The sequence below is a fragment of the Ferruginibacter sp. genome (assembly GCF_049840995.1).
In the GTDB taxonomy this organism is placed as follows: domain Bacteria; phylum Bacteroidota; class Bacteroidia; order Chitinophagales; family Chitinophagaceae; genus Ferruginibacter.
Map to the genome: position 1 here is coordinate 1,099,394 of NZ_JASGIP010000003.1, position 19,641 is coordinate 1,119,034.

General features: G+C 42.5%; 20 protein-coding genes. 8 read left to right on the plus strand and 12 right to left on the minus strand.

What is annotated here, in order from left to right; genetic code table 11:
• Positions 1–25 precede the first annotated feature (25 nt).
• Positions 26–634: a hypothetical protein gene (locus tag QM738_RS06530; RefSeq protein WP_462275872.1), complete on the minus strand. Its 609-nt coding sequence runs from the start codon at positions 632–634 to the stop codon at positions 26–28.
• A 73-nt stretch (positions 635–707) separates the two neighbouring features.
• On the minus strand, positions 708–1,130 hold the full coding sequence (gene ybeY, locus QM738_RS06535; RefSeq protein WP_462275873.1) for an rRNA maturation RNase YbeY: 423 nt from the start codon (positions 1,128–1,130) through the stop codon (positions 708–710).
• Between the two features lie 142 nt (positions 1,131–1,272).
• On the opposite strand from ybeY, the gene QM738_RS06540 reads away from it, so the two are divergent.
• Together QM738_RS06540 and nadD are read left to right on the plus strand one after the other, a co-directional pair.
• Positions 1,273–1,515 carry a FeoA family protein gene (locus tag QM738_RS06540; RefSeq protein WP_462275874.1) on the plus strand — a complete coding sequence of 81 codons (243 nt, stop codon included), beginning with the start codon at positions 1,273–1,275 and terminating at the stop codon, positions 1,513–1,515.
• A 29-nt stretch (positions 1,516–1,544) separates the two neighbouring features.
• Complete coding sequence (gene nadD / locus QM738_RS06545) at positions 1,545–2,117, plus strand: nicotinate (nicotinamide) nucleotide adenylyltransferase (RefSeq protein ID WP_462275875.1); 573 nt, start codon at positions 1,545–1,547, stop codon at positions 2,115–2,117.
• A 2-nt stretch (positions 2,118–2,119) separates the two neighbouring features.
• On the opposite strand, the gene QM738_RS06550 is transcribed toward nadD, so the two are convergent.
• From QM738_RS06550 to QM738_RS06560, 3 genes are read right to left on the minus strand one after another with little or no spacing between them, the layout of a single operon-like run.
• Positions 2,120–3,373 carry a chromate transporter gene (locus QM738_RS06550; RefSeq protein ID WP_462275876.1) on the minus strand — a complete coding sequence of 418 codons (1,254 nt, stop codon included), beginning with the start codon at positions 3,371–3,373 and terminating at the stop codon, positions 2,120–2,122.
• A 60-nt stretch (positions 3,374–3,433) separates the two neighbouring features.
• The gene (locus QM738_RS06555; RefSeq protein ID WP_462275877.1) at positions 3,434–3,895 is read right to left on the minus strand and encodes a hypothetical protein; all 462 of its coding nucleotides are present in this window, start codon (positions 3,893–3,895) and stop codon (positions 3,434–3,436) included.
• Between the two features lie 11 nt (positions 3,896–3,906).
• Positions 3,907–4,848, minus strand: a complete 942-nt coding sequence (locus QM738_RS06560; RefSeq protein WP_462275878.1) for an isopenicillin N synthase family dioxygenase — start codon at positions 4,846–4,848, stop codon at positions 3,907–3,909.
• Positions 4,849–5,018: 170 nt separating this feature from the next.
• Between QM738_RS06560 and QM738_RS06565 the strand changes: the two genes are divergently transcribed.
• A complete protein-coding gene (locus QM738_RS06565; protein ID WP_462275879.1) occupies positions 5,019–5,876 on the plus strand; it encodes a DUF3089 domain-containing protein in 858 nt (285 codons plus the stop codon).
• A 73-nt stretch (positions 5,877–5,949) separates the two neighbouring features.
• Here QM738_RS06565 and nadA read toward each other — a convergent pair whose 3' ends face one another.
• A complete protein-coding gene (nadA, locus tag QM738_RS06570) occupies positions 5,950–6,954 on the minus strand; it encodes a quinolinate synthase NadA (RefSeq protein WP_462275880.1) in 1,005 nt (334 codons plus the stop codon).
• A 586-nt stretch (positions 6,955–7,540) separates the two neighbouring features.
• Here nadA and QM738_RS06575 point away from each other — a divergent pair.
• Together QM738_RS06575 and QM738_RS06580 are read left to right on the plus strand one after the other, a co-directional pair.
• The gene (locus QM738_RS06575; protein WP_462275881.1) at positions 7,541–9,679 is read left to right on the plus strand and encodes a peptidylprolyl isomerase; all 2,139 of its coding nucleotides are present in this window, start codon (positions 7,541–7,543) and stop codon (positions 9,677–9,679) included.
• A 114-nt stretch (positions 9,680–9,793) separates the two neighbouring features.
• The gene (locus tag QM738_RS06580; RefSeq protein WP_462275882.1) at positions 9,794–10,300 is read left to right on the plus strand and encodes a DUF2480 family protein; all 507 of its coding nucleotides are present in this window, start codon (positions 9,794–9,796) and stop codon (positions 10,298–10,300) included.
• A gap of 83 nt (positions 10,301–10,383) precedes the next feature.
• Here the strand turns inward: QM738_RS06580 and corA are convergent, their stop codons facing one another.
• A complete protein-coding gene (corA, locus tag QM738_RS06585; RefSeq protein ID WP_462275883.1) occupies positions 10,384–11,481 on the minus strand; it encodes a magnesium/cobalt transporter CorA in 1,098 nt (365 codons plus the stop codon).
• A gap of 161 nt (positions 11,482–11,642) precedes the next feature.
• Here corA and QM738_RS06590 point away from each other — a divergent pair, with 161 nt between their 5' ends.
• Positions 11,643–12,173, plus strand: coding sequence for a hypothetical protein (locus tag QM738_RS06590; RefSeq protein ID WP_462275884.1), 531 nt, complete (start codon positions 11,643–11,645; stop codon positions 12,171–12,173).
• Here QM738_RS06590 and QM738_RS06595 read toward each other — a convergent pair whose 3' ends face one another.
• The 4 genes from QM738_RS06595 to QM738_RS06610 form a co-directional block, all read right to left on the minus strand.
• Positions 12,174–13,295: a Gfo/Idh/MocA family protein gene (locus tag QM738_RS06595; protein WP_462275885.1), complete on the minus strand. Its 1,122-nt coding sequence runs from the start codon at positions 13,293–13,295 to the stop codon at positions 12,174–12,176.
• A 205-nt stretch (positions 13,296–13,500) separates the two neighbouring features.
• On the minus strand, positions 13,501–13,824 hold the full coding sequence (locus QM738_RS06600; RefSeq protein ID WP_462275886.1) for a hypothetical protein: 324 nt from the start codon (positions 13,822–13,824) through the stop codon (positions 13,501–13,503).
• Positions 13,814–14,239: a hypothetical protein gene (locus QM738_RS06605; RefSeq protein ID WP_462275887.1), complete on the minus strand. Its 426-nt coding sequence runs from the start codon at positions 14,237–14,239 to the stop codon at positions 13,814–13,816. The genes QM738_RS06600 and QM738_RS06605 overlap by 11 nt, the downstream gene beginning before the upstream one ends.
• A gap of 63 nt (positions 14,240–14,302) precedes the next feature.
• Entirely contained in the window at positions 14,303–15,376 is a 1,074-nt protein-coding gene (locus QM738_RS06610) for an iron-containing alcohol dehydrogenase family protein (RefSeq protein WP_462275888.1), read from the minus strand.
• A gap of 243 nt (positions 15,377–15,619) precedes the next feature.
• Between QM738_RS06610 and QM738_RS06615 the strand changes: the two genes are divergently transcribed.
• Positions 15,620–17,116 carry a rhomboid family intramembrane serine protease gene (locus tag QM738_RS06615; protein ID WP_462275889.1) on the plus strand — a complete coding sequence of 499 codons (1,497 nt, stop codon included), beginning with the start codon at positions 15,620–15,622 and terminating at the stop codon, positions 17,114–17,116.
• Here QM738_RS06615 and kdsB read toward each other — a convergent pair.
• Entirely contained in the window at positions 17,111–17,827 is a 717-nt protein-coding gene (gene kdsB, locus QM738_RS06620; RefSeq protein ID WP_462275890.1) for a 3-deoxy-manno-octulosonate cytidylyltransferase, read from the minus strand. The genes QM738_RS06615 and kdsB overlap by 6 nt on opposite strands.
• A 162-nt stretch (positions 17,828–17,989) precedes the next feature.
• Here kdsB and QM738_RS06625 point away from each other — a divergent pair, with 162 nt between their 5' ends.
• Complete coding sequence (locus QM738_RS06625) at positions 17,990–19,438, plus strand: circularly permuted type 2 ATP-grasp protein (RefSeq protein ID WP_462275891.1); 1,449 nt, start codon at positions 17,990–17,992, stop codon at positions 19,436–19,438.
• Positions 19,439–19,641 lie beyond the last annotated feature (203 nt).

Genomic DNA, 19,641 nt, shown 5'->3' on the forward strand with positions numbered 1-19,641 from the left:
GCAAAGGTAGTTTAGAGCGGATTAATCAACCGCCGAATTTTCTGGCAATTTCTTTTTCAGCTAGTATGTTTTTATACGACACCCCATCATTTAAGCGGCGAAAATCATGTTGATCAAAGCTGGCCAACTGCTCAAAATAGGTGCTATTCTTTATGATAAACCCTTCCAGCTCCGGGTTGCTTTCTATATTAGATGCCTCGATGGCCTTTATCTTTTCCAGCATTTTCAAGCAAAATGGGTAGTTAGTTTTGCTATACAGGTCTTCAAAGTAGGTTCTTACTGCCATAACATCCACCCTGTTTCCCTTTTCTATATTAAACTCTATAGCCTCAACCCTGATATTGATGAAATTCCAGCATAAAAAGAGGTCCTCTTCTTTAGAATAATCGAAGTAGGCAACCGGCACTATATGATCGAACTGCCACTTTTCGGCAAAATTTTCCCATGAAAGGCCTCCTTTAAACTGAATCGCTATCCATTCCCTGAAAAATTCAATGTCAAGGCCGAAATACTTTGCGTAAGCGCTGCTTGGGTTCTTTTCTATTACATAGCGGCGGAGGGCCATTTGCCACCTTCTCTTTTCCCGCTTCCGGTTTAAAGATTCCGGGGTTTCTATATTATTTGGGTTGGGCATGTCGGTATTTTCGACAAAGATACTGTTTCACGACGAACAGTTCCATGGTGGAACTGTTCGTCGTGAAACAAGCCTACTTGAAGTAGAGCTTTAAGCAGCGATCTTCAGCTGTTCTCATTGTCTTAGCCTCTTTGGGGGTTTTATCCTTATAACCACAAAGGTGCAAGGCGCCGTGAAAAATCACCCGGTGGAGTTCTTCCTTAATGCTGGTACCCAGCGTAGCGGCATTATCCCTCACTCTGTCGGTACTGATATAGATCTCACCGATGATGTTGTCCTTAGTTTCTGACAGATCGAAAGTGATGATATCAGTATAGAAGTCGTGCTTTAGATGAGTGCGGTTGATCTCGAGTAGATAATCATCGGAGCAAAAGATGTAGGTAAGGCTTTGCAGTTTCTTTTTTTCCTTTTTAAAGATACCAGGGATATATTGCTTAAGAGCAGTCCTGGAAACAAGTGAAATATTATCAACTAAAAAAAAGAATTGTACCTGCATAGTGACTCGGGGTTTTTACTTCCTTACTTGGAATTGCAGAATAGCGATGCAAAGTGCCTGCATAAATTATTCTGCACATTTTCTGAAATCGAAATTATTAAACAATTGCGAATGAATATTTTTGCATCATAAAACGATATACATGGAGAGGCGTTTATCTGAGGTTGCTGTAGGAAAGGCTGTTGTTATCAAGCATTTTGAAAGCGATGATATTTTTTTAAAGCTGATGGAAATGGGCTGTGTTCCAGGAGAGAAAATAATTGTGGACCAGGTGGCTCCTTTAGGTGACCCTATTTCAATTATGGTGGCGGGCTATACTTTAAGCCTTCGCCTGAATGAAGCCGAAAATATTTGGGTGGAAGAATTGCCCGTTTTAACAAAATAACTCATAAATTATTGATTATCAATTAATTAATGAAAATTGGTCTATATTTTGGTTCTTTTAACCCGGTGCATGTTGGCCACCTCATCATTGCCAACCATCTTATAAATAATACTGCGCTGGACCAGGTATGGTTCGTGGTATCTCCCCAAAATCCCTTTAAACAATCTTCTTCTCTGCTAAATGAATACCACCGGTTGCACCTGGTGAATCTTGCCATTGAAGGTGAAAGCAGGCTGCGGGCAAGTAATGTGGAGTTCAAATTACCGAAGCCATCTTATACTATCGACACGATCACTTACCTGGAAGAAAAATATCCCGATCATGCTTTTTCCATTATCATGGGCAGTGATGGTTTTCAAAACCTGGATAAGTGGAAGAACTACCAAGCACTGATTAAAGACAGGACTTTTTTTATTTACAAAAGACCAGGCTTTGAAGTCACGCAAACTTTTGGCGCTGCTATAGAAATTTTAAATGCTCCCCTGCTCGATATTTCCAGTACGGCTATCCGGGCTTTGATAAAAGAAAAAAAATCGATCCGCTTTTTAGTACCCGATAGTGTGAAAGAAGAAATTGAAAGTAATTCATATTACAGGGGGTAAGATCAGAACACCCATCCAAGCAGTAAACAAAACAATACAATAAAGGGGGCTGGTATTTTAGTAAGCTGCAGTATTAAAAATGTACCGCTGATAACACCGATATTTATAAAACTCACCGGTCGTAAAGAAATAATTGATACATCTTTTAAGAGGTACAATGTGGCTGCCCACATGATGCCCACCACCACAGCATTGATACCTTCGAGGGCCCGGTATACGACGACATATTTTTTAAGGTATTGCCAGACCGGAAAGAAAAATAAAACCAATAATGCACTGGGTAAAAATATTGCAATGGATCCAATGATACATCCCAGCAATTGCATTTCCTTTCCTTCTTTTTTCATGGCTACTCCACCAGTGAAAGATGCAATGGAAAAAACGGGCCCGGGGATCGCCCTCACCATTCCGGCGCCGGTCAATAATTCTTCTCTTTCTATACGGATAATATTAGGGTCATTTTTCTGAATGATCCTTTCGGAATTAGGGCGTGCCACATATTGGTCCAGCATTAATGGGATCAGTACATCGCCCCCTCCAAAAACAAAACTTCCGAAACGATAAAAGTTCTCAAATAAGTTATAGGCCTTGCGATTAGGCCATTGTTGCTTACGGGCAGTTTCGCTCAATATACCCGCTATTATAAATATCAAAACAAAAACCCAGATATTGGTCCAGCGGATATGCCGCGGTTTAATGACTGTTTTTTCCGGGATACGCTTGCTGCTGATATTGGTTACAGATCCTCCCAAAACAATGAGGCTTGGAAATACCCAGGGAGTTTTAAATAAAAAATAGGTGGCACCCATGGCCACCAGCATAATTATTTGAGTAATGAGATTATTAACAGAGATCTTAAATGCCTTGAATGCCGCATAAGCCAGGAAGCCAATGGCCATGGGTTGTATGAACTGGAAGAGCGTGGTATTGAGATCTTCGCGGTGCAGGCCTGTGATGAGAAATGAAAGGCCACCCATGAGTATGCAAGCCGGCAGTATCCAAACGATCAGTGTAAGAACAGCTAAGGGTACGCCTCCCCGTTTGTATCCTATCAGGGTGAGCGTTTGTGTGGAAGAGGCTCCCGGTAGTAATTGACAGAACGAATTGTATTCCATCAGTTCTTCCTTTGTTACATCCCTCCGCCTGTCTACAAAGGTTTTCATCATCATACCCATATGACCCTGCGGGCCGCCAAAAGCCGTTACACTATGCAGGAACACCGATCTTAAAAACGGGATATGACGAAGCAATTTCACATCATGAAAATAGATAAAAAATCAGGAGTAAGTCGCAAGCGTTAATTATTCATATAAGTGCTATTGCAGCTTGATATGATATTTATCAGCAAACTTCTTTTGTTCATCAATTACTTTCTGATCCAGGTCCTCAATTTTCACCTGCTTTTCATCGAGTTTTATTTTTAGTGCTTCCACTTCAGTAGCGTCATCTTTTTTCTCTACCATTTTAATAAGAATGTCGTAGGTATCAACGATGCCTTCAAAATCTTTTACCATGGCGTCTTTAAAACCTTCACCACCTTCGGGAGTTTTAAGATCATTGATCTCTTTCAGCTTGGTTTTTGTAATATCCTGTATATGCTTCAGTTTAGCAAGAGCATCCATTGAATCTGTTTTTGCCTTGTTCACTTCGCTCATCAAACTTCGTTGTGCACCCACCAGTTTGTTATTGAATTCCTGTGCGTTTTTTGCACCGCACGAAACCAGCATGATCAGCACTGCAGCGCTTGCAATGATCTTCGAGATGTTGATTGTAGACATATTTTCGTGTTTTATTTTTTTAATCCTATTTCTCTTAATCTTTCATCCAGGTATTCTCCTGCTGTTGCATCAGGATATGCTTTAGGATGCAACCCATCTATGCAGCCGTCCAGGCATTGCAGGCTCATACTGCTTTTTGGATGCAGGAAAAATGGTATTGAAAAGCGTGATGTATGCCATAGTTCCCTTGCAGGATTCACAACACGGTGTGTAGTGCTCCTTAATTTATTATTAGTTAAGCGTTGCAGCATATCGCCTACATTCACAACGATCTGTTCAGGTAAAGATGTTACACCTACCCAGTCTCCCTGTTTGGTAAGGATCTGTAACCCATCTGCAGAAGCGCCTACCAGTAAGGTGATCAGGTTGATATCTTCGTGTTGTTCTGCACGGATAGCGCTCTTAGGTTCACTGGTAATAGGTGGATAATGTATGGAGCGTAAAATGGAATTGCCGTTATACACATAATTATCAAAATAGTGTTCATCCAGGCCCAGGTATAATGCAATGGCCTGCAATAATGCGGTGCCTGATTTTTCAAACTCTCGGTACGCATGATCAAATGTAGGATTGAATTCCTTGATTTCCTTTACCTGCACATTCGGCGGATATTCTTCTTCTTTATAATTATCCCTTGGTATTTGGCCATACTGGAAAAACTCTTTAAGATCCGGTGCATCGCTGCCTTTTGCATGTTCTTTACCAAAGCTGGTATAGCCTCTTTGCCCCGCCAGGTCGGGTATCTCATATTTTCTTTTTTGATCGGAAGGGAGCGAAAAAAACTCCTGTACATATTTATACAGGTCGGCTATCAGTTCGTCGGGAACACCGTGATTTTTTACTGCTACAAAGCCTACTTCCTCATAAGCTTTACCCAATTCCTGTACAAATGCTGCCTTACGTGTGGCATCGCCACTTAAAAATTCTGCAAGGTCTACTGATGGAATTGCCATATATTTTACATTTAAGATTTACGAATGTAGATTTGTTTATGAAAATTTACAAAACTTATTTTTCAAAGCGAATTATTACTGCCTGTTTTTTGTTTTGTATCATTTTTATTTTACTCAACTCCTGCAGTAAAAGAACTTATTCATACAATGCTGTTCAACCAATTAATAAGGTGAACAGGAAGCCTGATTACAGTAATTTGAATGACTGGGCAGCGCATCCCTGGAAAAAAGATGCATCGGACAGCGTACCAAAACCTTTACGTGCTTCTTATACACCTGATTCTACTGTTGACGTTTTCTTTATTCATCCCACTACTTTAACCGGTACCGATGCAGTTGAATGGAATGCAGCTATAGATGATGCCACGATCAATTCAAAAACAGACCGTTCTTCTATTTTATACCAGGCCAGTGTTTTTAATGAACAATGCCGTGTGTTTGCACCCCGCTATCGTCAAGCTCATTTGAGGGCTTTTTTTATTGATAAGGAAACTGCGCAACCGTATTTTGATACTGCCTATGAGGATATTAAAAATGCTTTTGTGTATTATTTAGAACACCTGAATGGCGGAAGACCCATTATCATTGCATCACATAGCCAGGGCACATTACATGCTGCAAGACTTTTAAAAGAGTTTTTTGAGAACAAGCCTTTACAAAATAAATTGGTATGTGCTTATATTATTGGTTTGCCTGTACCGGAAGATTATTTTGCCTCTATTCCTTCGTGCAAAGATTCATCATCCACCGGTTGTATTGTAAGCTGGCGCACTTTTAAAAGAGGTTATACAGAACCCAGGTTTATTGCTACAGAAAATTTTAAAGCGGTTGTTATTAACCCCCTTAGCTGGACAACAGATACGCTCCTTGTTCCTGCTGCAAAAAATGAAGGAGCCATTTTACTCAACTTTAATAAACTGGTGCCTCATGCAGTAAATGCCAATATCCATCACAATGTTTTATGGACCAGCAAACCGAATGTGTTTGGCAAGAATATTTTTCACCAAAAAGAATTATCATATTGGTGATATCAACCTTTTTTACATGAATATCCGCCACAATGTAAAAACAAGGATCGCTGCTTTCTGGAAACAATGATCATTACAAACCATATTGTGCACTGATCTGCAGCATCCGGTCGATCGGTTTTTTTGCGGCCACTCTTAACGCTTCATCCATAGTGATCTCCGGCAACTCGTATTCCATACACAGGTATAGTTTTTCGAGTGTATTGAGTTTCATGTGCGGGCAATCGTTGCAGGCACAGCTGTTATTGGGGGGTGCAGGTATAAATGTTTTACCGGGGTTATTCTTCTGCATCTGGTGTAGGATACCGGTTTCTGTAACCACGATGTATTCCTGCGCATCATCTTTTTGCGTATACTTCAATAAGCCGGTGGTGCTGCCGATATAATCTGCAACAGCAAGCACCGGTGCCTCACATTCCGGGTGTGCAATTACTTTAGCCTTTGGATGGCGTACTTTCAGTTTGGTGATCTTTTCCAGGCTGAATATTTCGTGTACCATACAGGCGCCGTTCCATAGCAACATATCTCTACCCGTCTGTTTGTTGATATAAGCCCCCAGGTTGCGGTCTGGCGCAAAAATGATCTTCTGGTCAGCCGGCAGGCTTTCGATGATCTTTTGGGCATTAGAAGACGTGCAGATGATATCGCTGAGGGCCTTCATACCTGCGGAGCAATTGATGTAGGTGATCACGATGTGATCGGGATGTTTTTCCCTGAATAATTTAAATAATGCCGGTGGTGCGCTGTCGCTTAATGAACAACCTGCTTTAAGATCGGGCAATAATACTTTTTTGGTGGGATTAAGGATCTTGGCTGTTTCGGCCATAAAGTGTACGCCGGCAAATACAATCATATCTGCTTCTGTTTTTTCTGCGGCCTGGGCCAGCCCCAAACTATCGCCGATAAAATCCGCCACATCCTGTATATCCGGTTCCTGGTAATAGTGCGCAAGTACAATTGCGTTCTTTTCTTTTTTCAATCTTTCAATTTCTGCAAAAAGATCAATCTCCGGGTTGATGTTCACATCTAAAAAACCGGTGGCTTCTAAATTTATTTTTGCGCTGTTGATATCTGTCATAATATGTATTAATACTTATTATTTATATAATCACCTATTACTATTATGTGTGTTAATAAGTGTAAAGAATTATTTTGTATGCTGATGTAAAATTAAAACCTTTTACTTATTCACCTTCATCCACAGTTAATTAACATACAAAATTTAACTGATATGGTTTGATAAAGCAGTACTGGCACTGTTTTATCATTTTTTACGATCCAACATATAAACAGCCGTTAATAAAAAATGTTGGGGGAAATTAAAAACAGCTATTTCATTTTTTGACTGTTAATATCCATTGTATAAATTGGCAAATGCCCACAGCCTTATTTTAAAAATCCGTTCCAAAAGTTTTTAAACCCATTTTGCAAAGATTTTCTGCTGAACAAAACTGCAGTTATTAACATGAACCCGGGCTTATTAACAAAGACTTGTTAAAAACGCCCCGGGTTTTCAATGTTAATAAAATAAGGCAAGCCAGTACTGCACTTTAGCCCAAAAACCCCTGTGGATACTCAATTTTAGCCTTATATAGGGCCAAAATTTAAATGTTAATATCTTATTTTCCCCTATTTTTGCCCTCCATTTTAATTACAGGAAAAATATGCAAGTAATTCAGACAATCCGTGACAAGGGGGCTGCCATTGTAATAGCAGTGATTGCTTTAAGTTTAATTGGCTTTTTATTAATGGATGCCAAGCAGGGAAGCAGTAATTTTTTCAATTCTCTTTCCAGCAATGTAGGCAAAGTTAATGGTGAAGCTTTTGAAAGAGCCGATTTTGAACAGAAATTCAAACAGGCGGATGAAATTGCCACCAGGCAATCGCAACAATATGGCAGGAAACCAGATGCCGGCCAGATAAGGCAGCAGGTTTGGGACAACTTTGTTACCCAGGTGGTATTTTCTGATGAAGCTAAAAAGCTGGGCATTGATTTCAGTGCAAAAGAATTGAGCAGCTTATTTTATAGTAATGACCAGGAAAATCCTTTTTTACAGGGCAGCAACGGTGCTTTTACCGATTCTGCTACCGGTAAACTGGATCGTGATAAAGTAACACAGAAACTGGCCGAAATGAAAAGGGCAAAGGGTGATGATGCAGATAATTATAAGCAGATCACCGACCAGGTGCGTATGCAGAATATGTTTGCAAAATACAATGGCCTGCTGAGCGCCAGCGCTTATTACCCCAGCTGGATGCAGGAAAAAGATAATGCAGAAGCTAAGAATTTTGCCAGCATTACTTATGTACAGGTGCCTTATGCTGTTATTAATGATAGTACTATTAATGTTACCGACCAGGAAATTGACAGTTATGTTGCCAAACATAAAAACCAATTTAAACAGGAAGCCGGCCGTATCATTTCTTATGTTGCCTTTAGCCAGTTACCCAGTGCTGCCGACAGCGCCAGCACAAAGGACCTGGTAGCCGCTCAAAAATCGGCAATGGAAACTGAAACCAATATGAGCGCTTTTTTAGCAAAGAATGCATCAGCTATTCCTTTTGATACTTCTTTTAAAGCCAAAGCCTCTATAGGTACTTCGATGATCGATACGATCGCGAAATTACCGGTAGGTACAGTTTACGGACCTTACCTGGATAAAACGGATTATGTGCTGGCAAAAGTGGTGGCTATTAAAACCACACCGGACAGTGCTAAAGCAAGACATATATTAATACCAACTGTAGATCCACAAAGTGGCCAGATGGTGAATACCGACAGCGCTGCAAAAAGCAAAGCCGACAGTATACTGGCAGCTGTTAATGCAGGCGCAGATTTTGCGGCTTTGGCAAAACAATACTCCAGCGACCAGGGCAGCAAGGACAAAGGCGGTTTTTATGATTACTTCCCTTATGGCCAGATGATGCCGACCTTTAATGATTTTGCCTTTGATAAACCTGCAGGCACAAGAGGTATTGTAAAAACTCCGTATGGTTACCACGTAATTGAGGCGATGGGCCAGAAAGGCAGCAGTAACAAATATAAAATTGCTTTTTTAGCTAAAGAGATCACACCAAGTGAAGCTACCATGAGCAATGCTAATTTAAATGCCACTAAATTATCCGGTCAAAAAGGCGGAAAAGATTTTGAAGCTTATGTTGCAAAAAATGGCCTGCAAAAAAGTTTACCTCCTATGATCAAAGAAAATGATTACATGATAGGTTACGAACTGCAGGATGCCAGGTTACTGATCAGGTGGGCATTTGAAGCCAATGTTGGTGATGTGAGCGAACCATTCAATATCGGCAACCAGTTTATTGTTGCCATGCTGGAAAAGGTACAAAGCGAAGGAACACAGGATGCCAAGACAGCCCGCCAGATGGTACAAGGTGTTGTGAGAAATCATAAAAAAGCAGAAATGATCATTAAGCAGCTGGGCGCTAACCCAACACTGGATAAAGCTGCTGCTGATTATAAACAACAGATCGTAAATGCGGGTGCTGACAGCTCTATTACCTTTAACAGCTTTGCTGTGCCTAACCTTGGTGAAGAAGCCAAAGTGATCGGCGCCAGCTTTAATAAAGACAATCAAACCAAAGTTTCTGCTCCAATTGAAGGTGGACTGGGTGTATACATAGTGAAAGTGAACAGCATTGGTACCAAACCTGCTGACACACCAGAAGCAGCAGCTTTACAGAAAAAACAACAGACCGATAACCTGCGCAGCCAGACTACTTCCGGCTGGTTTGAAGGTTTGAAGAACCAGGCAAACATTAAAGATGGCCGCAGTAAATACTATTGATAATTAAGTTATTATAATTTTAAAGCCCCACAAACGTGGGGCTTTTTATTTACGAGAAAAAGAATTTTTTAGCGGGCCCTGCCCTGCGCTGCCGGATTAGTATAACTTTGCAGTATGGAAGATGTAATGATCAATAAAGTTGCGGAAAGCGGTATCATCACCCTTAACCTGGAGGATTATTATCCAAAGGAAGCAACAGCTGTGTTCGACCTGAAGGACTATCTTTTTATGGGTTTGATACTGAAGGAAAAGGATTTCAGGGAGGCTTTGAAAAATCTTGATCTTACGCCTTACTCAGATAAAAACATTGCACTTACCTGCTCTGCCGATGCTATTATACCTATGTGGGCCTATATGCTTGCAGCGAGTTACCTACAGCCTGTTGCCAAACAGGTAGTATTTGGCAATGAAGAACTGTTACAAAAAACATTATTCCTTAAAAATCTTTCCCAGATAAACCCGGCAGATTTTACCGATAAAAGAGTGGTGGTAAAAGGTTGCGGGGAATTGCCGGTTTCTGAATCGGCTTACGTGGAGATCACCAATATTTTAAGGCCTGTTGCCAAGAGCATTATGTATGGTGAGCCCTGCAGCACGGTGCCAATTTATAAGAAGAAATAGCTGAGTAGTGAGTGGTGAATTGTGAGTAAAGCCTTTGACGTTAGTATTTCTTTTCTCACGTCTTACGATTCACGTCTCACGTTTTAAAACCAGCCCCGCTTACGGAAGATCCTGATCATTAAAAGTGGGATGAGCACCATAGAAGATGCTGCAACTATGAATGTGGTGTTGGTATGCAGCCAGCGCATATTTTCAAAGTTCATACCGAAGATGCCGCCTATTACAGTGGCCGGCGCCAGTAAACAGGTAACCACGGCCATCACTTTCATCACCTCGTTCATTTTAAGGTTCACATTGCTCAGGTACAGGTCATGCAGGTTCATCATCATATCGCGGTAGTTCTCTGCAAGGTCATTGGCCTGTATGATATGATCGTATACATCCTTAAAATATTTTTCGGTGCGGTCGTCTATCAGTTCGCTGTCGCTGCGCAGTATACCATTCACGAGTTCCCTTACCGGGCCCACACTGCGTTTTAATAATATCATTTCCTTGCGCAGCATATTTATTTTAGAAAGGCTGCGGGTGTTGGCATTGCGTACAATATCTTCTTCCAGTCCTTCTATTTTTTCGCCCAGCTTTTCCATTACAATAAAGTAATTGTCCACTATCATATCGATGAGTGAATAGAATAGAAAATCCGCTTTGTTCTGCCTTACCTTACTGCCGGCAGCTTTCAGTTTTTCCCTTAACGGATTGAATACATCTTTAGCCGCATCTTCCTGGAAGCTGATCACGAAATTCTTACCCAACACAATGCTGATCTGCTCTGCCTCTACGGATGAATCTTTTTCATTGAAGTAAAGCATATTGAGCAGGCAGAACACGATGCCATCCATTTCGTCCATCTTCGGCCGCTGGCCTATACTTAATATATCTTCGGTGATCAGGTAATGAATGCCATAGTGGTTGCAGATCTTTTCTACATCGGCCTTGCGCAGGCCATCCACATTCATCCAGGTGGTACGGGGTGTATCGAGATAGCCAAAGCACTCCGGTACTGTTTCCAGTTCTTTAGTAACAACATTGGCAGCATCGAAATCGTATACAAACAATTTTATTTCTTCCGGCTCTGTTCTGGCAGCGGGTACAGTGGGATTTACCTGCAGTACTTTTTTAGTACGCAGCAGATCGAGCGGGTTAAATAAATAAGAGAAATATTTTTTACTCTGTTCAAACATACGGCGAATTGAAAAAACAATTTACAGAATATTTTCTATACAAATTTCATTTAGCACACACTTAACATACGGTTGCCCGTTCGCTAAAAATGAACCGCCTTTTGCAAGATTTATAAAATGCTGCGACCTGCAGGTTTTTATCTTGCAGCAAAATATAAAAGATGAAAAATTGTATCAACAGTATATTTATTTTGCTTGCTTTTGCTGGCATCTTCAGCTCGTGCAATACGGCCACACCTGAAAAATATTTTGATGTAGCTGTGTTGAACAGTAACCTTTTTGTGGGTTTTGCAGATGATGGTTTTTTTCGCCAGTTGCAATCGCCTTCGGTAAAAATGACTGCAAACGGTGGCACTGCCAGTATGAAACGTGCCGAAGTGGTTGCTGCTATGATAGATAATGCGGAAGAAGGATTGAAAAAAGTAAAAGGATTATCTGCAACCGAATCCACCAAGGAAATGCTGCAGGCCTCTCAGGCCATGTATGAATATATATTGCCTATTTTAAAGAATGAGTATACCCAACTGGCAGGGCTATACGATAATGGCGCTGCCAATGATAAAATTGAAGCGCAATCGAAAGCCATTTATGATAAATACAATAAAGGCTTTAACGACCTGTATAATAAACTGATCGGTATGGGCAAGGCTTATGCTGCAAAAAATAATATCCCCGTAAACTGGGGCGCCTGATCATACCAGCGAAACTTTTTTACCGGTGGATGCCGACCTGTAAATAGCATCGAGTATCTTCATGTCCTTTATGCCTTCTTCGCCTGTAATATGGGCCGGGAACGGTTTTCCCTGCAGTATTAATTTTGCTATCTCGTCGCATTGCGTGGCCTGCTGGTTGATATCGGGAAAATTCATTTCGCCGTTTGTAGATCTTCCCCGGAAGGGCCCGTAACTAACAGCAGGACTCATTTCAAAGAAACCATTATCGGCTGCAGCAAAAAAACGATCTACCTGGCAATTGTACGAACTGCTGGATGTAGCTACCGCACCACTTGGAAAATCCAGCTGCCAGGTAATGGATTCTTCCACCTGCGAAAATAATGCGGGGTTGGTTACCGGGCCAAACTGTGCGGTTACAGACAAGGGCTCTTCGCCCAGTACATAACGGCTTGCCTGCACACAGTACAGGCCAATATTCATCAACGGGCCACCACCGGCCATTGCTTTATTGAGGCGCCATTCTTTAGGATCGCTTGTTTTATATCCTAGTGATACTTCTATCAGCCTTACCTGCCCAAAAACTTTTTCCTGCCCCATTCTTTTTATTTCAAGATGATGCGGTTCAAAATGCAGGCGGTAACCAATGGCCAACTGCACGCCTGCTTTTTTGCAGGCTTCGGTCATTTCAATGCAATCCTGTTCGTTCAATGCCATGGGTTTTTCAACAAATACATGTTTACCTGCCTTTGCTGTGCGTAAAACATATTCCTTGTGCATGGCATTGGGCAATACGATATACACCACATCAATATCTTTATTGCTGCTGATGCTATCAAAATTCTGATAGTTGTAAATGTTCTTTGCAGGGATATTGTATTTCTTTCCCCATGATTCCGCTTTTTCGGGTGTACCTGTTACCAGGCCCACCAATTTGCAGTATTTCGATTCCTGCAAACCATCTGCAAGATAGCCGGCATAGCGGCCCAGGCCACACAGGGCAATGTTGAGTTTTTTACCATCATAAGGAATATCTTTTTTATCAGTACCTGTTTTAAAAGCAGGCAATACAGCAGCAACTGCCGTTGCGCCGGCAGCGATGCCTGCAGTTTGTAAAAAAGAGCGGCGGGAAAAATTTTTCATACCAGTGTTTTAATAAAGGTGATGATTAAAGAAAGATAATTTTATTAAAAGTAAAAAGCCAATTGATAACCGGGGTGCGATAAATGTATGAACGGTAATATACAGGAGTATCCTTGCAGATACTCCGGGTTGGGTACAGTATAACTACAGTATAGTGGCAGTATATGTATAGTATAAGTACAGTATAGTAAAAAGCACGAAATGCCTATCTATTGATGGCAGTAACAAGGGTATCCTTCTGCTCCCGTTCTTTTACTTTTTCATATTCTTTTAAACAACTGTCGAGTGGCTGTGCCTCATTATAAATGCAATTACAAAATGCTGCAGCTGCTTTAGGATACTTACTGTCTTTACATCCATTGGTGCACTCAATATAAGAATTGCCGGGGCGTATCTCGAAGATAAAGATGTTGATCACAATTACTGCAACTGCAGCTGCCAACACAGCACCAAAAAACACGAAGGGGAATTTGTTGCTGAATATTTTCTTTGTTACAGGTATTTCGGTAACCGGCTGCTTAAATGGCAAGATGTATTTTCAACCGGTCATAATCCCACCACAGCAAATATAGATTTGCGAGCAGCATCAATGTGGTGATACGGGTGCCCTCAAAACGTGTGGCATAAGCCAGCACACAAATATTGAGTATAACGGGTAAATAAAGGATAGCACCCAACAACGCCGTTCGCGGAATGATCAATAACAGGGCTATTAATAATTGTGCAACACCGATAAATGTGTAATAGTAACCGGTTTGAAATAAGGCATCAAAATAATGACCCAATGGATGACTGGCGGGTAAACCGGTAAAGCGTTCGCCCATGATCTTTACAATACCCGACGGTACAAAACCAACGGCAAGGGCTATACGACAAAAAACCGTAAACCAGCGAAACCAGTTGTTTGCTTTTGCTGCGTTGTAAAATTGTGCAGGTCGGTTCATTTGAATTAGCTGCCAAAATATTAAGAGAGGTGGAAGATATATGCTTGTGATCCTCTTTACACCCTACAACTGCTCATACAATGCCCTCAGCTTATCCCGGGTAATGATCTTTTCCCAATCCTTGCCCAATGCATTTTCCCAAAGGGGTTTCATACCCAATGATACATTGATCATTTTATCAAAATCTTCATCACTTAAACCGGCGCAGATATGTTGTGGTATATCGATGTTGTTCTTCTCCACCATCAGTTTAAATTCCTGCACACCTTCGGGATAGTATTCTTCCAGTTTGTCGAACACGATGCAGTTGCCCACACCATGCTTAGTGCCCAGCAGGTAACTTAAACCGTAACTAACGGCATGGGCTACCCCCACCTGGCTGTAAGCAATACTCATACCACCAGCGTAGGAAGCCATCATCAGTTTATCATCGCTGTCAGCATCCCAGCCGGTCTTGTTCACATATACTTCGCGGCAAAGCTGCAGGGCTTTTTCGCCATAGCTTTTGCTGAATTCGTTGAGGTAGGTACCGGTTAAACTTTCTATGCAATGAATGTAGCAATCCATCCCGGTATAAAAGCGCTGGTTGGCCGGTGCATCGGCTGTTAATTCAGGATCCAGGACGATCTGGTCGAATGGTGTAAAGTCGGAGTTCATGCCCAGCTTTTTTGTAGGGCCGGTGAGCACGGTGGTGCGGCTTACTTCGGCACCAGTACCACTCAGTGTAGGAATACCTACTTTATAAACACCCGGTTGCTTTACCAGGTCCCAGCCCTGGTAGTCGGCAGAAGAACCGGGATTATTCATCATTAATGATACAGCTTTTGCAAGGTCCATTGCCGAGCCACCCCCGATACCAATGATACCGCTCACTTTTCCAAACTCGTCTTTTAGCTGTGTGGCAAGACTGTCAACATAAGTGGTCTTTGGTTCGTGGGTCACATCCACAAAAATGATCTTATCATTACCACGTACGGGCACCCGGTTGGCAAGCGCTTTTCCCTGGAAAAAATGATCCACGAGGAATACCATGGGAGCGCCTGTTTTGCGGTGTGGTGCAATGATCTCGTCTAACTGGTTAAAACTGCCACGACCATAAATAACGTAGCCAACCATCTTAAAATTTCTGAATGCCATAAAGTGAATTTAAGCCGCTGCGAAATTAGTGAAAATATTCCCGCTGATGACGCGGATTCCGCAGAGAATGGTTTTTGCCTGCGGCAGGAAGTTTGGCCACGGATTACATGAATTTTCACAGATGAAATACTATTGCGGCTGTTGTGAATAAAAATCCGTGTTAATCTGTGTAATCCGTGGCCACTCAAAAAAAGATGTTGGCAATACAGAAAAAATAGAGCAATTTGGCGGCAAATAAACAGCATGCCGGGTCACGAAGCTTCTTTTGAACTGCACGATATAGATAAGGATACTGCCCTTGCCACCAGTTACCAGGCTATGCAAAACCTTAACTGGCCGGTAAAGTTCGCTACAGCCGATACGCTTTTGGGCAATACAGCAGGTGGCTGGAGGGCCGGACAACAGATCACCATCGCTGTGACCGGACAACAGCTGACCGTAGCCAGCGAAAGCGGCGACAATGGTTCGGATACTGTCAACGAAAAAAATACAGCTGCCTTTATCAAGGCTTATCAATCGGCCGAAAAAAAGATGGGCCGCAAAACGATTGCTGAAAATTTACAGGCCATCAGCATCCTCCGGGAATTTACCACTGATAATGCTATTGAAGAAGATCAAAAGAACACCGCCACTGCGGAGGCCCGCCGCGTACCGCCAGCAAAAATTTTAATGACCTGGCTGCTTATTGCTGCCAATATTGGAGTGTTTGTTGCGATGCTGCTAAACGGTGCAACTGTTTTTGAAAAAGCCGGGCTTAATATCACTTATATCGACTGGGGCAGCAATTTCAGCCCGCTTACTTTAAGTGGCGACTGGTGGCGGCTGGCCAGTAATATATTTGTTCATTTTGGTGTGATACACCTTGGTGTAAATATGTATTGTCTGTACATGGCCGGTCGGTGCCTGGAACCTTTAACAGGAAAAGTAAAATTGGCCGGTGCATATATCAGTGCCGGTGTTGCAGGCAGCATTATAAGCCTGTGGTGGCAGGAGGGCCTGGTAAACAGCGCCGGAGCTGCCCCCGCTATATTCGGACTGTATGGAGTGTTGCTGGCGCTGCTGAGTATGGGCCTGTTCCCCAAATTAACGAGGCAACCGGCGCTGCAGAGCTTTGGCATTTTTGTGGTGTACAATGTGGCCTATGGTCTTAAAAGCCACGTGGATCATGCAGGCAATATTGGTGGTTTGCTGGCGGGTTTGATAATTGGTTACATCTATGTGTTTGCTTTGCTGAGAGAAAGAGAGGGCCAGCGGCTATTATGGATCACATCGCTGGTATTGGTGATAACGGCAGGTGCCGCCTATGCTTACCTGCAGCAAAATGAAGTGCCCGAAATACAAAGAAGCCGGGCGCTGAAAGAAGCGGAAACACTGGGCTTTAAAGACGTTGAGCAATTTAATACAAAGCTGGGCGAGGTAGCGCAAATGGTGGATGAAGCCATGGCGCCGCTACAGGATACCGCATTGAATAGTGCGGCACTTAAAGTAAAGATCAGCCAAACCAGTTTTCCCATGCTGGCAATGGCAACAACTAACCTGCAGCAAATGCAGCGCTATGATGTGCCGGATAAAATGAAACAGAAAACGGCCCTGTTGCTGAATTATATACAATGGCGCCGCAAACAACTGGACCTGTACAATAAGATGGGTGAACCGGGCAGCGCTGATAATTTTGTACCTGCTTTAAAACAAATAAACGACAGCGTAAGCGCCCTGATGCTGCAATTGCAGCAATTATAAAAGGCCTGCAGCTCTTTCCAGGTCCTCGGGCGTATCGATCTCCACACCCATATATTTTGTAACCACCATTTTTAAAGGAACGCCGTGCTCCAGGTAACGGAGGCATTCTACTTTTTCGGCAGCCTCGAGTGGCGTCATCGGCCAGTTGGTAAAATTGATCAACGCCTGCTTACGGAATGCATATACGCCGATATGCTCGTAATAGGTTACAGCTACATTTTTATCCCGCTGGTAGGGTATTACGCTGCGGCTGAACATTAAGGAGTTCATGTTTTTATCCACGGCCACTTTTACGTAATTGGGGTCTTTAATGAATTTTTCGTCGTACAATACCTGCATCAGCGATGCTACCTGTACAGCAGGGTCTTTAAATGTTTCCAGCAGTTTTTGCAGGGGTTCTTTTTGTACAAAGGGCTCGTCGCCCTGTACGTTCACTACAATTTCCACGTCCATATCAGCCACGGCTTCGGCAATGCGGTCGCTTCCGCTCTCGTGTTCTTTAATGCTCATTTTGGCCTTACCGCCATGTTGTGTTATTTCATCAAAAATGATCTTGCTGTCGGTTACCACCATCACTTCATCAAACAGGCCGGTAGCTACGGTATTGTCGTAAGTATGACGGATCACCGTTTTATCTTTTAATAACTGCATCAGCTTTGCCGGAAAGCGGGTGGCCGCATAGCGGGCGGGGATCATAGCGATTGTTCTCATTGATAAAATTATTGGGAGGCAAAGGTAGATAAATATTACACGTGCATAAGAGACTCCTTTGGGTGTGACAATTCTTTTTAAAACAAACTGAATTCCCTATATTTGAATACCTGACTATTTTTCCGATTGCAAGCCTTTATTTTATTAAACTAACTAACTGTTATGCAAGCAAGCGAACTGGTGCAATCGTATTTGGTAGATGCCAATACCTGGGATGAGATGTACAAAGATGCATCTGTAAGGGAACAGTATAAAAAGGCACTGGACTTTCTGCAGCAACTTTCCATTGATGAGCTGAACAAAAAAGAAGAACTGGCCAAAAGGCTTTTTATGAGCCAGGGTATTACTTTTACCGTATACAGCAGTGGAGAAGGTATTGAAAAGATATTCCCCTTTGATATCATTCCCCGCATTATTACTGCACCCGAATGGGATTTTATTGAAAAAGGCATCAAGCAAAGGCTGAGAGCGCTGAACCTTTTTTTAAAGGATATTTACAGCAACCAGTTCATCCTTAAAGATGGTGTGATACCGGCGCAAATGATCTACAGCTGTCCGCATTATTTAAGAGAGATGCATAACTTTCCTGTGCCTTATGATATTTACGTGCACATTTCGGGTATTGACCTGATAAGGGACAGCGATGGCTCTTTTTATATTTTGGAAGATAACCTGCGTACACCCAGTGGCGTTAGTTATATGCTGGAGAACAGGGAGATCACCAAACGCATTTTCCCGGATCTGTTACCGCAGAACAATGTGCGTACAGTTACGGAATACCCCAATATACTGCACCGCAACCTGGTATCACTTTCGCCCAGGCAGATCTATAACCCAACAATAGTATTATTAACACCGGGCATCTATAACTCTGCTTATTTTGAGCATACCACGCTGGCAAGGCTGATGGGTGTGGAGCTGGTGGAAGGGAGGGACCTGGTGGTGGATAATCACAAAGTGTATATGAAGACCACGGCGGGCCTGCAGCAGGTGGATGTTATTTACCGCAGGGTGGATGATGATTTCCTGGATCCGCTGGTATTTGATCCTTCCAGCGTATTGGGTGTGGCGGGTATAATGAGCGCTTACCGTAAGGGCAATGTGGCTATAGTAAATGCAGTGGGCAATGGTGTGGCCGATGATAAAGCCATTTACACATTTGTGCCTGCCATGATACGCTATTACTTGAATGAAGAACCTCTGCTTAAAAATGTGCCCACCTACCAGTTAGGCAAAGACGAAGAAAGAGAACATGTGTTTAAAAATATTGAACGCATGGTGATCAAAAAAACCAACGCCAGCGGTGGCTATGGTATGCTGATGGGCAATGCATCTACCGAAAAAGAAATTGAGGAGTATAAAAAGGAAGTGATGAGCAACCCGAGGGAATTCATTGCGCAGCCCATTATCAGTTTATCGAGCAGCCCCTGCTACATGAATGGTACGCTGAAAGCACGCCGTGTTGACCTGCGGCCTTATGCTTTGTGCGGCCCGGGAGGTATTGAAATTGTGCCCGGAGGTTTAACCAGGGTGGCATTGAAGGAAGGTTCGCTGGTGGTGAATTCATCGCAGGGTGGCGGCAGTAAGGACACTTGGGTGCTGGCGGAGTGATGCCCGCAGATTACGCGGATATCGCAGAAGCGAATCTAAAAAACATAACTAAGTAACTAAAATTAAAACCCAATCAGTGTCTTTAGTAAAATCTACGGACTCATTAAGCGGAGTGATACCCACAGATTACGCGGATATCGCAGAAGCGAATCAATAAATATAATTAAGTAAAAATAAAACCCAATCAGCGCCTTCAGCGAAAT

Bases quoted from the DNA above. Each gene is read 5' to 3' on its own strand.
- QM738_RS06530 (WP_462275872.1), bottom strand. From the start codon at position 634: ATGCCCAACCCAAATAATATAGAAACCCCGGAATCTTTAAACCGGAAG.
- ybeY (WP_462275873.1), bottom strand. From the start codon at position 1,130: ATGCAGGTACAATTCTTTTTTTTAGTTGATAATATTTCACTTGTTTCC.
- QM738_RS06540 (WP_462275874.1), top strand. From the start codon at position 1,273: ATGGAGAGGCGTTTATCTGAGGTTGCTGTAGGAAAGGCTGTTGTTATC.
- nadD (WP_462275875.1), top strand. From the start codon at position 1,545: ATGAAAATTGGTCTATATTTTGGTTCTTTTAACCCGGTGCATGTTGGC.
- QM738_RS06555 (WP_462275877.1), bottom strand. From the start codon at position 3,895: ATGTCTACAATCAACATCTCGAAGATCATTGCAAGCGCTGCAGTGCTG.
- QM738_RS06560 (WP_462275878.1), bottom strand. From the start codon at position 4,848: ATGGCAATTCCATCAGTAGACCTTGCAGAATTTTTAAGTGGCGATGCC.
- nadA (WP_462275880.1), bottom strand. From the start codon at position 6,954: ATGACAGATATCAACAGCGCAAAAATAAATTTAGAAGCCACCGGTTTT.
- QM738_RS06575 (WP_462275881.1), top strand. From the start codon at position 7,541: ATGCAAGTAATTCAGACAATCCGTGACAAGGGGGCTGCCATTGTAATA.
- QM738_RS06580 (WP_462275882.1), top strand. From the start codon at position 9,794: ATGGAAGATGTAATGATCAATAAAGTTGCGGAAAGCGGTATCATCACC.
- corA (WP_462275883.1), bottom strand. From the start codon at position 11,481: ATGTTTGAACAGAGTAAAAAATATTTCTCTTATTTATTTAACCCGCTC.
- QM738_RS06590 (WP_462275884.1), top strand. From the start codon at position 11,643: ATGAAAAATTGTATCAACAGTATATTTATTTTGCTTGCTTTTGCTGGC.
- QM738_RS06595 (WP_462275885.1), bottom strand. From the start codon at position 13,295: ATGAAAAATTTTTCCCGCCGCTCTTTTTTACAAACTGCAGGCATCGCT.
- QM738_RS06605 (WP_462275887.1), bottom strand. From the start codon at position 14,239: ATGAACCGACCTGCACAATTTTACAACGCAGCAAAAGCAAACAACTGG.
- QM738_RS06610 (WP_462275888.1), bottom strand. From the start codon at position 15,376: ATGGCATTCAGAAATTTTAAGATGGTTGGCTACGTTATTTATGGTCGT.
- QM738_RS06615 (WP_462275889.1), top strand. From the start codon at position 15,620: ATGCCGGGTCACGAAGCTTCTTTTGAACTGCACGATATAGATAAGGAT.
- kdsB (WP_462275890.1), bottom strand. From the start codon at position 17,827: ATGAGAACAATCGCTATGATCCCCGCCCGCTATGCGGCCACCCGCTTT.
- QM738_RS06625 (WP_462275891.1), top strand. From the start codon at position 17,990: ATGCAAGCAAGCGAACTGGTGCAATCGTATTTGGTAGATGCCAATACC.